Here is a 14,072-nt window from a genome sequence, read left to right as displayed (position 1 = left end):
GGCCTGCCGAGGCGGGTCGGCTCAGGCGGCGCGCTCGCCCGGCACGCCGAGGCCGATGGAGCGCGCCAGCGCGGACCGGCGCTCGGCATATTCCTGCGCGACCATCGGATAATCGGCCGGCAGACCGTAGCGCTCGCGGTAGCTCTGCGGGTGCAGGCCGTGGGCCGTGAGATGGCGCTTGAGCGTCTTGTAGCGGCGCCCGTCGATGAAGCTCACGATGCCGTCGGGCCGGATCGAGCTGCGGATCTGCGCGGCGGTAGGCCGGTCGCGCAGCGCGTCCGTGTCCCCCGCCGCCTCGATCGACGCCGCCCCGTTGGTGGCCAGCGCGGTGATGGCGTCGTGACACTGCGCGATCAGGGTCGGGAGGTCGGCAGTCGGAACGCGATTGTTCGATACGTAGGCAGCGACGAGCCCTGCCGTCAGCACGATATTGGATTGGGGGCTGACGAGGGTCGAATCGGACACGTTATGGGCTCCTGACAAGGTCGAGAACCCTCATAAGTTGGTCCGCGCCGTTGCGCTTGCCTGAAAGCGTGCTACCGTTTTCCCGAGCGCGCGCGGCGAAGCATGAATACAAGAATTTACGATGAGGACTTTGTTCTCGACGGCGGATTTCAAGCCGAAAGACAGTTTCCGCCTCTGGCGTGAGACGATCTTCGAGCGGATCGTGCCGGTCGAACTTACGCCTGCCGTGGCGCACGCTTTCACCGGCACGCTGGAGGCCGCGGAGGTCGGGCCGCTGCTGATCACGCGCGTGACGCAGAGCGCCGTCACCACCGTCGCGACCCCGGACACGATCCGCCGGCACGGCAAGTACGAGACCCTGAACGTCGCCATCACGCTCAAGGGCCGCGTGTTCAGCGCGCAGGACGACCGCACCGCGATCCAGAATCCCGGCGACATCGTCGTGATGGACCGTCGGCCGGCGACGATGGCCTCCGACGTCGACACGCAGACGCTGTTCGTCGAGCTGCCGCGCGCGGCCCTGGAGCGCGCCCTCGGCTCGACGCGCCGGTTCACGTGCCTCACGATCGGCGCGGATCAAGTCGGCACGTCGATGGTCACGACCTTTTTCCAGGAACTGGTCCGCAACGCGGAGCGCCTGACGCCGGACATGTCGAACCGCATGGCGTCGGTCGGCGTCGATCTCATCGTCGCGAGCATCGCGGAACGCCTCGCGCACGAGACCCCCAAGAACATCCAGGGCGTCCTGATCTTCCAGCGCGCGCTGGCCCACATCGAGGCCCATCTCGGCGACCTGAACCTCGACCCCGCCCGGCTCGCGGCGGCCGTCGGCGTGTCGCTGCGCCACCTCCAGGCCCTGTTCCGTGAGCAGGACCGCAACATCGCCGACTGGATCTGGCGGCGGCGGCTGGAGACCGCCGCGCAGCGTCTCGCCGATCCCGGCTTCGCCCATCTGGCCGTCGGAGAGCTGGCCTACAGCTGCGGCTTCTGCACCCAGAGCCATTTCAGCCGCCGCTTCAAGGACAGCTACGGGATCTCGCCGAGCGAGTACCGGTGGCGCAACCGCGGCGCGGACCAGCTCGCCGGCTGACGTCCGGCTACTGCAGGACGGCGCCCGCGGTGTTCGCGCGGATCCATCCCGGAGCGAGGATGTCGCCGCCCTCGGTGATGATCCAGGGATTGGCATCCTCAGCGTCGATCGCCGCGACCGCGGCGGCGAGGGCGGCCCGCAGCGTCGGGAAACTGTGCGACACGGCCACCCGGGCCGGCGCGTAGCCCGGCCAGAGGGTCAGTTCGGCGGGTCGGTCGAGATCGGTCGGCAGCATGGGTCGTGCGGGGCTGGAGGGGCACGCCGCCTGGGCCGCGGGCGTGCGGGGAAGCGGACGGAGAGCAGGCGCGCTCAGGCGGCCTTCGGCTTCGGCCGGGGCACGCGCACTTCGACCATCTGGCCGGTCGTCGGGTTGAGGATCAGCATGTCAGCACGTCTCCGGTGGACCTGCCCGTAGAACGCCCGCCGATCGCGCCCGGATCGGGGCGGTCGGCGCAATTGTGCGGTTTGGGTAAACCGATCGTTCACCGTGAAGGCGCGCCGTTCATCCGCGCCGTCTCCGCCCCAGATTACAACCGGGCGTCGTGTGGTCGGAGGTCGGCACACCTACCGTTTTAGGCGTAGGATCCGACGCGCGTCGTCGCGATGGCCGAGCCGCGGGCATACAAAAGCCCGCCACGGCAGGACCGGGCGGGCGGAGTGGCGGCATAGGGTCGGGAGGTTCGCCGTGGCGGCGACCTGCCATCCCGCCCATGACGGCCGCATGACAGCGGTATGCCAGCGCGATGACAGCCGCATGCCAGCCCCACGAATATCGCGCGACCGTCGCGCGACAGGCGGCCGATCCGGTCAGACCCGCTCCGGCTCCGCCAGCAGGATGGCGGCGCGGATGGCGGCCCGGCGCAGCCCGGCATCGGCCCAGGGCTGATCGATCAGCGTCCGGGCGAAGGGATGCGAGGCCACCGCGGCCGCGGGATCGATGCGGAAGCCGTCCCCGAACGCCACCGAACCGGGCGTGGGATCGGCCAGATAGGCGTCGACGACAGCCGAGACGTCGTCATCGACGATATCCAGGGTCGTGAACAGGTCGAGAGTCATGGGGCGCTTCGCCATGGCGGCGCTATAGCCGCGCCACCGCGACAGGATCACGACTCCCGCGCCGTCTCCGCGCCGCGATCAGAACGCGGCCGGAACGATCATCGCGGCGGGGACCGGGCCGCGCACGTAGTCCGCGTGCCGCAAGCGCTCGGGCAAGTGGACCGCCGGGTGCTCCACGCTGCCATAGGGGATCTGGTCGAGCAGGTGGCTGATACAGTTCAGGCGGGCCCGTCGCTTGTCGACCGCCTCGACCACCCACCAGGGCGCCTCGGGGATATGGGTCCGCGCCAGCATGTCCTCCTTGGCCCGGGTGTAGTCCTCCCAGCGGCGCCGCGACTCGACGTCCATGGGCGACAGCTTCCACTGCTTGAGCGGATCGTGGATCCGCATCCGGAAGCGGAATTCCTGCTCGGCATCGGTGATCGAGAACCAGTACTTCACCAGGACGATGCCGGAGCGCACCAGCATGCGCTCGAATAAGGGGACCGACCGGAAGAACTCCTCGACCTCCGCCTCGGTGCAGAAGCCCATGACCCGCTCGACGCCGGCGCGGTTGTACCAGGAGCGGTCGAACAGCACGATCTCGCCGCCGGCGGGCAGATGGGAGACGTAGCGCTGGAAATACCATTGCGTCCGCTCGCGCTCGCTCGGGGCGGGCAAGGCGGCGACGCGGCAGACACGGGGATTGAGGCGCTGGGTGATCCGCTTGATCACGCCGCCCTTGCCGGCCGAGTCGCGGCCCTCGAACAGCACGACCACGCGCAGTTTCCGATCCTGCACCCAGTCCTGGAGCCGGACCAGCTCGTGCTGCAGCCGGAGCAGCGCGCGGAAATAGACCTTGCGGTCGAGATGATCGGGCGGCGCGCCGCCGAGCTCGGCCGCGAGCCGGTCGAGGCGATCCTCCTCGAGCCCGAGTTCCAGCTCCTCGTCGTAGCTGTCGGCGAGGTCACGCCGGATCGCCTCCAGGGTGGCATCCGAATTGGCATTCAAGGTGGCATCCGGGGCAGAGCTGTCGTCGGGCCGCATCGCCGGTTCTCCTGCGCGTCGCGGGGCCGACCTAGAGCAGCGTTCCGTGACACGCCTGAGAAAGCGCCGCGCCCGCGGCGGCCGATCCCATGTCGCGCCCGTGATCGTTCCGTCATACGGTTCCGCCACCGATCGGGGCGACCGGAGATGCGTCATGGCTGGAGAAGCGAAGAGGGCCGGGCCGAAGCGCCGGCAGGTCGACCCCGATCCGGCGCGCGCCGAGGGCGAGAAGGTCGGCGCGCGCATCGATGCCGCCTTCGAGAAGCTCGCCGGGAAGCTGCGCGCCCGCGCCGACAGGGCCCGCGCCAAGCTCGACGCGGCGACCAAGGCCGAGAAGCGGGCAGTGCTGCTGCGCCGCTACGAACTCTACGCGGACGCGGCGGCCTATCTCGAGGAGCGGCTCGTCGATCGCGGGGGGCGATCCGCGTGATCTCCATCGACCCGGCCGGGCGCGGCGCCGCCCGACGCAGCTGACGGCGAGGATCCCATGTTCGACGCGACCAAGATGCTCGCCGACGCCCTCGGCGAGCACCTGGCCCTGACCTACCAGCGGACCTTCGGCAGCCGGGAGCCGCGCTACGCCGAGATCATCGAGGCCGCGGCGCGCCTGACGATCGAGCGGATCGTCGGGAGCGACGCCCTCTACCATGACGGCGACCACACGGCCCTCGTCACCCTGGTCGCCCAGGACATCCTCCGCGGCCGCTTCCTGCAGCAGGGCATCACGCCCGAGGACTGGCTGCACATGATCCTGGCCGCCCTCTACCACGACATCGGCTACGTGCGCGGCGTCTGCGCCGGAGACCGGCTGCAGGCCTTCGTCATCGACGCGCAGGGCACGACCGTCAGCCTGCCCCGGGGCGCCTCTGACGCGGCGCTGGCACCCTACCACGTGGAGCGCTCGAAGCTGGCCGTGCAGGAGCGCTTCGGCACGCACGATCTCGTCGACGCGTCCCGGGTCATCCGGGCGATCGAGCTGACCCGCTTCCCGGTCCCCGAGGACGATTCCCATCGCGAGACCGGGACCGAGGCCGGCCTGCTGCGGGCGGCCGACCTGATCGGTCAGCTCGGCGACCCGCTCTACCCGCGCAAATTGAACGCCCTGTTCCACGAATTCGCCGAGATCGGCGTCAACGCGGAACTCGGCTACGACAGCCCGGCCGACCTCGCGGAGCGCTACCCGTCGTTCTTCTGGGGCAAGATCGAGCCCGTGATCGGAGACGCGATCCGGTTCCTCGACCTCACGGTCGAGGGGCGGGGCTGGGTCGCGAACCTCTACGCCCACGTCTTCGCCATCGAGCACGACCGCCGGCGCATGGGCCCGCATCCCGGGCCGGGCCCTCTCTGAGGCGGCGCGGCGGCCTCAGGCGGCCGCGACGAGCCTGGTCACGGCCCGGACCAGCTCCGCCGCCACGAAGGGCTTCTCCAGGATGGGCCGGCTCGCCTCGGCCGGGGCGCCGGTAACCCGCACGTCGCCGGTGGCGAACAGGTACGGCACGCCGAGGACGCCGAGACGCTCGGCGACCGGATAGACGCTGTTCCCGTCGCCCAGATTCACGTCGAGCACCGCGGCGTGGGGCGTCTGCTCGGCGATCAGGTCCAGGGCGAGATCCGCGCGCGGGACCGGGCCGATCACCTCGGCCCCGGCGCTGTGCAACCAGCGCTTGACCTCGCTGGCGATGAGATACTCGTCCTCGACGACGAGGACGCGGCACCCGGACAGGGGCGGAACAGCCTCGGGCACGATCCCCTCCCATCGGCGCGCGACGATCCGAGAATAACCGCGCGACACGACCGGAGGTTCGCGCCGTTCGCATGATCCGCCACGCACCCCGACGGCGCGGGACCGCGCCGGCCCGCGCGGCGGGTCGATCAGCCCCCTGGCCGAGCCGGGGCGTCGGGCGGGGCGTCGGGCGGGAAGAAGCGGTTGGCCGGCCGCGCGAGGCCGAGATGGTCGCGCAGCGTCGTCCCCGCGTAGTCCCGGCGGAACAGCCCGCGCCGCTGCAGCTCCGGCACCAGCCGGTCGACCACGTCGTCGAGACCCTCGGGCACGAACGGGAACATCACGTTGAAGCCGTCGCAGGCGCGGGTCTCCAGCCACTCCTCCATCCGGTCGGCCACCTGCGCGGGCGTGCCGACCATCTGCAGGCCGCCGTAGCCGCCGACCTTGCGGGCGAGTTCCCGCACGGTCGCGCCGGTGCGCCGGGCGTAGTCGACGATCTGGGCCTGCCCGCTCTTGCTGGCGTTGCTCTCGGGGAGCTCCGGGAGCGGCGCGTCGAGGTCGAAGCCGGTCGCGTCGACGCCGAGGCGGACCGAGAGGTTGGCGAGGCCGCTGTCGGGATGGACGAGGTCGTCGAGGCGCGCCTTCTTGGCCTGCGCCTCGGCCTCCGTCTCGCCCAGGACGATGAAGCAGCCGGGCAGGATCTTGAGCTGGTCCGGGTCGCGCCCCGCCGCCGGCATCCGCCCCTTCACGTCGGCGTAGAAGGCCCGCGCCGCCTCCAGGGTCGAGGCCGCGCCGAACACCATCTCGGCGGTCTCGGCGGCGATCTGCTTGCCGGCCTCGGAGGCGCCGGCCTGGACGATCACCGGCCAGCCCTGCACCGGCCGGGCGACGTTGAGCGGCCCCTTCACCTTCAGGAAGTCGCCGCGGTGGTCGAGGACGCGCATCTTCGCCGGGTCGAAGAACAGGCCGCTCTCCGGATCCATCGTGAAGGCGTCGTCGGCGAAGGAATCCCACAGGCCGGTCACCACGTCGAAGAACTCGCGCGCCCGGGCGTAGCGGGTGGCGTGCTCCAGATGCGCGTCGCGGCCGAAGTTCAGGGCCTCGTCCGGGTTGCCGGAGGTGACGAGGTTCCAGCCGGCCCGCCCCTTCGAGATGTGGTCGAGCGAGGCGAACTTGCGGGCGACGTGGTAGGGCTCGTTGTAGGTGGTCGACGCGGTGGCGATCAGGCCGATCCGCTCGGTGAGCACGGCGAGCGCCGGCAGCAGGGTCAGCGGGTCGAACGACGTCACGGTGGCCGAGCGGCGGAGCGCCGCCACCGGCATGTTCATCACCGCGAGGTGGTCGGCCATGAAGAACGCGTCGAACTTCGCGGCCTCCAGCCGCCGGGCGAAGTGCGCCAAGTGCTCGAAGTTGAAGTTCGCGTCCGGATAGCCGCCCGGATAGCGCCACCACGCGGTGTGGATGCCGACCGGGCGCATGAAGGCGCCGAGATGCAGCTGGCGGTCCCGGCTCATCGCTGCCGTCTCCGGTCTCTCACGGATGCTTGTGGATCGGGTCGACCCAGTACACCGTCTCGGGCGCCTCGGCGGCCTCGACGTCGGGCAGGTTGACCACCACCGCCTCGTTGTCGGAGCGCACCAGCACGCAGTGCAGCGGCTCGTCGGTCGAGGCGTTGATCTCCTGGTGCGGCACGAAGGGCGGCACGAAGATGAAGTCGCCCGGCCCGGCCTCGGCGACGTATTCGAGCCTGTCGCCCCAGCGCATCCGGGCGCGGCCCGAGACCACGTAGATCACGCTCTCCAGTTCGCCGTGGTGGTGCACGCCGGTCTTGGCGTCGGGCTGGATCGCCACCGTGCCGGCCCAGATCTTCTGGGCGCCGACCCGGGCGGCGTTGATCGCGGCCTGCCGGTACATGCCGGGCGTCTGCGCGGTGTTGGCGTCGAGCCGGTCGCCGGGGATCACCCGAACGCCGTCGTGCTTCCAGCGCTCGGACGCCCCGTGATCGTGGGCGTGAGCATGGGCGTGAGCATGGGCGTGATCGTGGGCGTGGCCATGATCGTGGCTGTGGCCGTGGTCGTCGCCGTGGTCGTGCATGTCGGGTCCTCCCGCGCCATCATTGCACGGCGGCGGCGGTTTGCGAGACGCTCGTGTCGAGGATCGCCTCGGCCCGCGGCGCGCGGGCCTTCGGGATCAGCCCGGCGCGGACGTAGAGATCGATGTTGCGCTGCTCGTCGGCGATCACGGACGCGTCGATCGGGACGGCCCGGTAGGCGGCGCGGCCGAACCAGCGCAGCGGCACCGCCTCCGGCAGGCCGATGAGCTTCGACCAGACGGACGCGTAGGGCGCCGGATCCTTCAGGGCCCAGGCCCGGGCGCGGGCGAGGCGCGAGCCGAAATCGGCGAGCAGCGCCCGCTTGATCCGGATCGCGTCGTCGCTCGCCACCGCGAAGGTCAGGCCCGGGGTGATGCCGTTGCCGTCGCGGATCACCCGGACGAGGCCGGCGAGCTCCGCCGTGGAGGTGTAGGGCTCCCAGGTCGCCCAGGCGTCGACCGCCCCGGAAGCCAGCGCGATCTTGGCGTCGGCCGGCGGCAGGAAGCTGAAGGTCACGCTGTCGGCGGGCAGCCCCGCCTCCTCCAGCGCCGCCAGGACCACCTGATGGCCGATCGAGCCGCGGTTCGTCGCGACGCGCTTGCCCTTCAGGTCCGCCACGGTGCGGAGGGGCGATTCCTTGAGCGCCAGGATCGCCAGCCCGTCCTGCCGGTTGCGGAAGGCCAGGAACGCCTTCACCGGCACCCCGGCGGCCGCCGCGAAGGTGAAGGGCGCGTCGCCGACGCCGCCCGCGTCGATCGCGCCGGCGTTCAGCGCCTCGAGCAGGGGCGCGGCCGCCGGGAACTCGCTCCAGTCGAGCCGGTAGGGCAGCCCGTCGAGCACGCCGGCCGCCTCCATCAGCGCGCGGGCGTTGCCGCGCTGGTCGCCGACCCGCAGCACCTCCTGCGCGTGCGCCGGCCGGACCACCAGGAGCGCCAGCAAGGCGAGGATGACGGCGCGCATCAGGCGGCCTCGGCGGCGCCGCGGCGCCCGAGGGCGGCGCGGACGGCGGGCAGCAGCGACCGGCCGTACTGGAGCGCGTCCTCCAGCGGGTCGAAGCCGCGGATCAGGAAGGTCCGCACGCCCAGGTCGTGATAGTCGAGCAGGGCGTCGGCGACCTGCTCGGGGGTGCCGACCAGGGCGGTCGAGTTGCCCGCCGCCCCGGTCTCGGCCGCGATGGCGGTGAACAGGCGCTTGTCGTGGCGCGGCCCCGCGGCCGCGGCCGCGAGGAGCCGCCGGGAGCCCTCGTTCTGCGGCGTCGCCGCCGGGCCGAGGCCCTTGGCGGCCCGGACGGCCCGGGTCCGGGCCAGGATGTCCTCGGCGCGCTCCCAGGCCCGCGCCTCGGTCTCGGCGAGGATCGGCCGGACCGACAGGCTGAAGCGCGGCGCCCGCCCGTGGGCCGCGGCCGCCGCCCGCACCCGGGCGATCAGCTCGGCGACCTGCGCGTGCGTCTCGCCCCAGAGGGCGTAGGTGTCGGCGTGGCGGCCGGCCACCGCCAGCGCCGCCGGCGAGGCGCCGCCGAAATAGACCGGGATCGCGTTGACCGGCTTCACCTCGGAGAAGCCGCGCTCCACCCGGTAGTGATCGCCCGCGTAGTCGAACGGCTCCGCGGCGGTCCAGCTCTGCCGGACGATGTCGAGGAACTCCCGGGTGCGGGCGTAGCGCGCGTCCTTGGTGAGGTGGTCGCCGTCCTGGGCGAGTTCCCGGTCGTCGCCGCCGCTGATCACGTGGATCGCGACCCGGCCGCCGGTGAGCTGGTCGAGGGTCGCGAATTGCCGCGCCGCCACGGTGGGCGCCGTGAATCCGGTGCGGTGGGCGATCATCAGTCCCAGCCGCTCGGTCACGGCGGCGACCTGCCCGGCGAGCAGGAGCGCGTCCGGCGTGGTCGCGTGGAAGGCCACCAGCACCCGGTCGAACCCGCCCCATTCGTGCGCCTGCGCCAGGAGCTTCAGGTAGTCGCGGTCGATGGACGGCCCCGCCGCCGGGTGGATCTCGGAGGTGTGGCGGGGGGCGACGAAGCCGATGAACTCGACGGCATCGGGGGGAAGCAGGCTCATGGTGCGATCTCCGGGTCGAGGGCGGATTCAGGCGCCGAGGGCGGCCCTGCCGGCGGCGGCGCGGACGGCGTCCCCTTGCGGCCAGTGGATGCGCGCGCACAGGACGTCGCGCAGGTGCCGCTCCAGCGGGTTCGCCCGGGACAGGCCGGCGTTGCCGGACAGCTCCGCTGCGCGCTGGACCGCCGCGACGGCGTTCTCCGTGGCGGTGAGCTTCACGAAGCCGGACTCGCGCGGCGGCGGGGGATGTCCCGCATCGACCTCGGCGGCGAGCCCGGCGACGAGGCGCGCGTTGACGGCGAGCAGCCGCTCGTTCTCGCCGACCGCCTCGTGGAAGCGCGGCAGGCTCGCCAGCGGCGCCCCGAGGCTGCCGGGCCGGCGCGCCCGCAGGAAGCCGGTGAACCAGTCCTGCGCCGCCCGGGCCACGCCGTCGTAGAGGGCGGCGAGCAGGGTGCAGCTCCAGGCCTGCTGCCAGGGATCGGGCCCCGACCAGCCGCCCGGCGGCCGCAGGTCGACGGCGTGGTCCCCGGGGATCGGCACGTCCGTGAAGTGGACGTCGTGGCTGCCGGAGGCGCGCAGGCCGAGATGGTCCCAGGTCTCGGCGATGCGGATGCCCGGCGCGTCGAACGGCACCAGGACGGTGCCGGTGCGCGGCTCCGCCTCGTCGGTGCGGACGAAGACGAGGCCGTAGGCGAGCCCCGGCGCCCCGGTCGCGTAGATCTTGTGCCCGGAGATCCGCCAGCCCGCGCCGTCGCGGCGGGCGACCGTGGCCGGCAGGCCGCCCCGCGAGGGCGTCCCGAGTTCGGGCTCGACCCGCAGGGCGTTGATCAGCGCCCCCCGCGCCACCGCCGCCGCGCCGACCGCGTCGGCGAGCGCGCGCGGCCACGGGGTGTCGGGCCCGTGGATCAGCCCGTGCAGGAGGTACTGCATCGCCACGACCAGGGCGGTCGCCGGGTCGGCGGCGCCGAGCGCGCGTACCAGAGCGGCGGCCCGCGCGAGACCCGCGCCGCCACCGCCGAGACGCCGCGGCACGGTGACGGCCAGGAGCCCGGCCTCCCGGAGCGCCGCGAGGGAGTCGTGCGGGAAGGTCCCCGCGCGGTCGTGGTCGGCCGCGCGGGCGGCGAGCCGTCCGGCGAGGCTGCTGACGATGTCGGGGGGCGGGACGGCGACGGTCATGGGGTGTTCGGCGACGTGATCGGCGGGCGGCCGCGCGGCACCATCCCGGGAGCCGCGATGGTCCGCCCGGACCCGGGTCGCGTCAACGGAATGCCGTTCCGAATATTCATGGATCGGAAGGAGGATGTTGCCGCGTCGTCGGACGGTGAAGAAGAACGTGTTTCCGCCCCCCGGGGGCAGGAATCGATCGTTCTCCCGGTCGTCGTTCGGGATCCCGCCATCGAGAGACAGACGAGCGACGCTTCTCGCCGATGAGCCGGGGCGCCTGAGCGCCGTGCGACGGCGCCGATCCGTGAATGATCTTACCCGATCGCGCGAAAATAGAGGAAACGCTTTCGTTGACTCGGTCCTGCAGCGATCGAATACTCGGCACCCTGATCCCTCGACGGATCATTCCCGAAGACGAGGACGCCAGATCCGCCCGGTCGCGCCACCGGTGCGGTGACGCGCGCCGTTCCCGCCGCGCGGTCGCGCGGCCCGGAGACCCGAGATGACCGAAGCGCCCTCCCGACCGGGCAGCCCCTCCTCCGATCCCTCGCCCTCCCGGCGGCGCCTGCTGCAGGTCGGCGCCGCGGCCGCCGCCCTGCCGCTCGGCCTCGGCATGGGCACCGGCCGCGCCTGGGCACCCGGACCGAGGGCGCCGTTCGACCCCGGCCCGCTCTGCCGACCCGCCGCCGCGGAGGCGCCCGCGGGCCCGCTCCGGACGGTCAAGCTGGCCTGGAACGCCACGGCCATCTGCACGGCGGCCGCGCCGCTCGCCAAGGAGCAGGGGATCTTCGCCCGGCACGGCCTCGACGTGGAGTTCGTCAATTTCGGCGGCTCGACCGAGGCCCTGCTGGAGGCGATCGCCACGGGCAAGGCCGATGCCGGGATCGGCATGGCCCTGCGCTGGCTCAAGCCCCTGGAGCAGGGCTTCGACGTGAAGATCACCGCGGGGCTGCACGGCGGCTGCCTGCGGCTGCTCAGCGCCAAGTCCTCCGGCATCGCCGACATCGCCGGGCTGAAGGGCAAGACCATCGCGATCAGCGATCAGGCGAGCCCGGCCAAGAACTTCTTCGGCCTGCTGCTCGCCAAGGCGGGGATCGATCCGGAGAGCGGGGTGGAGTGGCGGCAGTACCCGGCCGACCTGCTGAATCTCGCGGTGGAGAAGGGCGAGGCGCAGGCGCTGGCCGATTCCGACCCGCGGACCTGGATCTGGCTGAAGGACCCGCGCTTCACCGAGGTCGCCACCAACCTGTCGGGCGAGTTCGCCACCCGCACCTGCTGCGTCGTCGCCGCCCGCGGCAGCCTGATCCGGAACGACCGCGCGGTGGCGCGCGCGCTGACCCGGGCGATCCTAGAGGGCGGCCACGCCGTCCACCGGGATCCCGAGGCCGCCGCCCGGGCCTTCTCCGGCTACGGCGGCAAGGGCTCGATCACGGATCTCGCCGCGATGCTGCGCAGCCAGCAGCACGGCGACAGCCCGGTCGGCGGCGATCTCAAGCAGCAGCTCGCGCTCTACGGGGACGAGCTGAAGCAGGTGAACGTCCTGCGGCGGTCCACCGACACGGCGAAGTTCGCCGAGCGGATCTACGCCGACGTGCTGAGCTGAGGCGCGCCATGTCCGGAAGCATCACCGCCGGCGTCGCCCCGCGGGCCGCCGCCCCGTCCCGAAGGCTGCCGCGGCCGCCCTGGCGGATCGTCCTCGCGGGGGGCGCCTGGCTCGCCCTGGCCGGCGTGACCCTCGGCCTGCCCGAGGCGGACGACCTGCCCGAGACCGCGGCCTTCGCGTCCGGCGCGGCGGCGCTCGGCCTCGCCCTCCTGACGCTCGCGCCCCTGGCGACCCGCCTCGGCCCTCTCGGGTCGCGGCTACGGTACTGGAGCCCCTGGCTCACGGTGCTGGCGGTGGCGCTGCTGGTCTGGGAGGCGGTCACGGCGAAGTTCGCCCTGCTGCCGATGCCGTTCTTCCCGTCGCCCCAGGCGATCCTGGAGGTCTTCCTCGACGACTGGCCGAAGCTCGGCGGCAGCATCCTCAACTCCCTGATCCTGCTCTCCGGCGGCTACGCCATCGGGGCGGCGACCGGCTTCGTCCTGGGCGTCGCCATCGGCACCTTCCGGGCGGTGGGCTACTGGGCCCACCCGGTGCTGCGCTTCGTCGGGCCGCTGCCGGCCACGGCGTGGCTGCCCCTCGCCTTCTTCGTCTTCCCGTCCTCGTGGTCGGCCAGCACCTTCCTGGTGGCGCTGGCGACCGGCTTCCCGGTCACGGTGCTGACCTGGTCGGGGGTGGCGGGCGTCAACAAGGCCTATTTCGACGTGGCGCGGACGCTCGGCGCCTCGCGCGGCTTCCTGATCCTGCGCGTGGCGATCCCGGCGGCGCTGCCGCACGTCTTCGTCGGGCTGTTCATGGGGCTCGGCGGCTCCTTCGCGGTGCTGGTCGTCGCCGAGATGCTCGGCGTGAAGTCTGGCCTCGGCTGGTACCTCCAGTGGGCGCAGGGCTGGGCCGCCTACGCCAACATGTACGCGGCGCTGATCGTGATGGCGCTGATGTGCTCCTCCCTGATCACGCTGCTGTTCCGCCTGCGCGACCGCCTGCTCGCGTGGCAGAAGGGGCTGGTGCAATGGTAGCCGCCGCGACCCTCGAACGCCCCGCCGCCCAGAGCGCCGGGGCCCGCCTGGCGGTCGAGGCCGTCAGCCACGCCTTCGCGATCCGCGGGGCGCCGCTGCCGGTCCTCGACCGGGTGAGCCTCGACGTGGAGCCCGGCGGCTTCGTGGCGCTGCTCGGCCCCTCGGGCTGCGGCAAGTCCACCCTGCTGCGGCTCGTCGCCGGCCTGGAGCCGCCCGACCAGGGCGCGATCCGGGTCGACGGCGACCTCGTCGAGGGGCCGGACCCGTCCCGGCTCCTCGTCTTCCAGGACCCGACGCTCTATCCGTGGCGGACCGTGCGCGGCAACGTCGCCCTGGGGCTGGAGGCCCGCGGCGTCGGGCGGTCGCGGGCGGCCCTCGTCGACCAGGCGCTGGGGCTCGTCGGCCTCACGGGCTTCGCCGACGTCTACCCGCACCAGCTCTCCGGCGGCATGGCGCAGCGGGCGGCCCTCGCCCGGGCGCTCGTCAACGCGCCGCGGCTGCTGCTCCTCGACGAGCCGCTGGGCAAGCTCGACGCCCTGACGCGGCTCGCCATGCAGGCCGAGATCCTGCGGCTCTGGCAGGAGAAGCGCTTCACCGCGCTCCTCGTCACCCACGACGTCGAGGAGGCGCTGGTGCTGGCCGAGCGCGTGATCGTGCTCTCCGACCGCCCGGCCGCGATCCGGGCCGAGCTGCCCGTCGCGGCGCCCTATCCGCGCCACCGCGACGATGCCGAGATCGTGCGGCTGCGCCGGGAGATCCTGGGGATCCTCGGCCAGCCGACCTGACGGG

Annotated in this window: 16 protein-coding genes; 6 read left to right on the top strand and 10 right to left on the bottom strand. The window is 72.7% G+C overall.

Annotated features, from left to right (window positions below):
* Positions 1–21: 21 nt before the first annotated feature.
* Positions 22–465, bottom strand: a complete 444-nt coding sequence (locus tag ACQKQD_RS00270) for a MucR family transcriptional regulator (protein ID WP_091977913.1) — start codon at positions 463–465, stop codon at positions 22–24.
* Between the two features lie 121 nt (positions 466–586).
* Here ACQKQD_RS00270 and ACQKQD_RS00265 point away from each other — a divergent pair, with 121 nt between their 5' ends.
* Positions 587–1,555 carry a helix-turn-helix domain-containing protein gene (locus tag ACQKQD_RS00265; protein WP_026604602.1) on the top strand — a complete coding sequence of 323 codons (969 nt, stop codon included), beginning with the start codon at positions 587–589 and terminating at the stop codon, positions 1,553–1,555.
* A 7-nt stretch (positions 1,556–1,562) separates the two neighbouring features.
* Here ACQKQD_RS00265 and ACQKQD_RS00260 read toward each other — a convergent pair whose 3' ends face one another.
* From ACQKQD_RS00260 to ppk2, 3 genes are all read right to left on the bottom strand, one after another.
* On the bottom strand, positions 1,563–1,790 hold the full coding sequence (locus tag ACQKQD_RS00260; RefSeq protein ID WP_020091033.1) for a hypothetical protein: 228 nt from the start codon (positions 1,788–1,790) through the stop codon (positions 1,563–1,565).
* Positions 1,791–2,362: 572 nt separating this feature from the next.
* Complete coding sequence (locus tag ACQKQD_RS00255) at positions 2,363–2,611, bottom strand: hypothetical protein (protein WP_128083267.1); 249 nt, start codon at positions 2,609–2,611, stop codon at positions 2,363–2,365.
* 78 nt (positions 2,612–2,689) lie between these two features.
* Positions 2,690–3,637: a polyphosphate kinase 2 gene (ppk2, locus tag ACQKQD_RS00250; protein WP_427507182.1), complete on the bottom strand. Its 948-nt coding sequence runs from the start codon at positions 3,635–3,637 to the stop codon at positions 2,690–2,692.
* 154 nt (positions 3,638–3,791) lie between these two features.
* On the opposite strand from ppk2, the gene ACQKQD_RS00245 reads away from it, so the two are divergent.
* Together ACQKQD_RS00245 and ACQKQD_RS00240 are read left to right on the top strand one after the other, a co-directional pair.
* Positions 3,792–4,067, top strand: coding sequence for a hypothetical protein (locus ACQKQD_RS00245; RefSeq protein ID WP_427507181.1), 276 nt, complete (start codon positions 3,792–3,794; stop codon positions 4,065–4,067).
* 57 nt (positions 4,068–4,124) lie between these two features.
* Complete coding sequence (locus ACQKQD_RS00240) at positions 4,125–4,985, top strand: hypothetical protein (protein WP_020091038.1); 861 nt, start codon at positions 4,125–4,127, stop codon at positions 4,983–4,985.
* Positions 4,986–5,000: 15 nt separating this feature from the next.
* On the opposite strand, the gene ACQKQD_RS00235 is transcribed toward ACQKQD_RS00240, so the two are convergent.
* From ACQKQD_RS00235 to ACQKQD_RS00210, 6 genes are all read right to left on the bottom strand, one after another.
* Entirely contained in the window at positions 5,001–5,381 is a 381-nt protein-coding gene (locus tag ACQKQD_RS00235) for a response regulator (RefSeq protein WP_427507180.1), read from the bottom strand.
* A gap of 128 nt (positions 5,382–5,509) precedes the next feature.
* Entirely contained in the window at positions 5,510–6,874 is a 1,365-nt protein-coding gene (locus ACQKQD_RS00230; protein WP_427507179.1) for an LLM class flavin-dependent oxidoreductase, read from the bottom strand.
* A gap of 19 nt (positions 6,875–6,893) precedes the next feature.
* Positions 6,894–7,454, bottom strand: coding sequence for a cupin domain-containing protein (locus ACQKQD_RS00225; protein WP_100251562.1), 561 nt, complete (start codon positions 7,452–7,454; stop codon positions 6,894–6,896).
* A gap of 19 nt (positions 7,455–7,473) precedes the next feature.
* Positions 7,474–8,412, bottom strand: coding sequence for an ABC transporter substrate-binding protein (locus tag ACQKQD_RS00220; RefSeq protein ID WP_427507178.1), 939 nt, complete (start codon positions 8,410–8,412; stop codon positions 7,474–7,476).
* The gene (locus ACQKQD_RS00215) at positions 8,412–9,506 is read right to left on the bottom strand and encodes an LLM class flavin-dependent oxidoreductase (RefSeq protein WP_427507177.1); all 1,095 of its coding nucleotides are present in this window, start codon (positions 9,504–9,506) and stop codon (positions 8,412–8,414) included. Before ACQKQD_RS00215 ends, ACQKQD_RS00220 begins: the two co-directional genes overlap by 1 nt.
* Positions 9,507–9,533: 27 nt before the next feature.
* Positions 9,534–10,679 (bottom strand): acyl-CoA dehydrogenase, encoded by a 1,146-nt coding sequence (locus tag ACQKQD_RS00210; RefSeq protein ID WP_427507176.1) that lies wholly within the window; start codon positions 10,677–10,679, stop codon positions 9,534–9,536.
* A 490-nt stretch (positions 10,680–11,169) separates the two neighbouring features.
* On the opposite strand from ACQKQD_RS00210, the gene ACQKQD_RS00205 reads away from it, so the two are divergent.
* From ACQKQD_RS00205 to ACQKQD_RS00195, 3 genes are read left to right on the top strand one after another with little or no spacing between them, the layout of a single operon-like run.
* Positions 11,170–12,270: an ABC transporter substrate-binding protein gene (locus ACQKQD_RS00205; RefSeq protein ID WP_427507175.1), complete on the top strand. Its 1,101-nt coding sequence runs from the start codon at positions 11,170–11,172 to the stop codon at positions 12,268–12,270.
* A gap of 8 nt (positions 12,271–12,278) precedes the next feature.
* Entirely contained in the window at positions 12,279–13,283 is a 1,005-nt protein-coding gene (locus tag ACQKQD_RS00200; protein WP_091977921.1) for an ABC transporter permease, read from the top strand.
* Positions 13,277–14,068 (top strand): ABC transporter ATP-binding protein, encoded by a 792-nt coding sequence (locus ACQKQD_RS00195; protein ID WP_056522794.1) that lies wholly within the window; start codon positions 13,277–13,279, stop codon positions 14,066–14,068. The genes ACQKQD_RS00200 and ACQKQD_RS00195 overlap by 7 nt, the downstream gene beginning before the upstream one ends.
* Positions 14,069–14,072: the final 4 nt, after the last annotated feature.

It is taken from the genome of Methylobacterium sp. NPDC080182, assembly GCF_050281105.1.
Lineage (GTDB): Bacteria > Pseudomonadota > Alphaproteobacteria > Rhizobiales > Beijerinckiaceae > Methylobacterium.
Note: the sequence above shows the minus strand (reverse complement) of the source record. Positions and strands in the feature narration are given on the sequence as shown.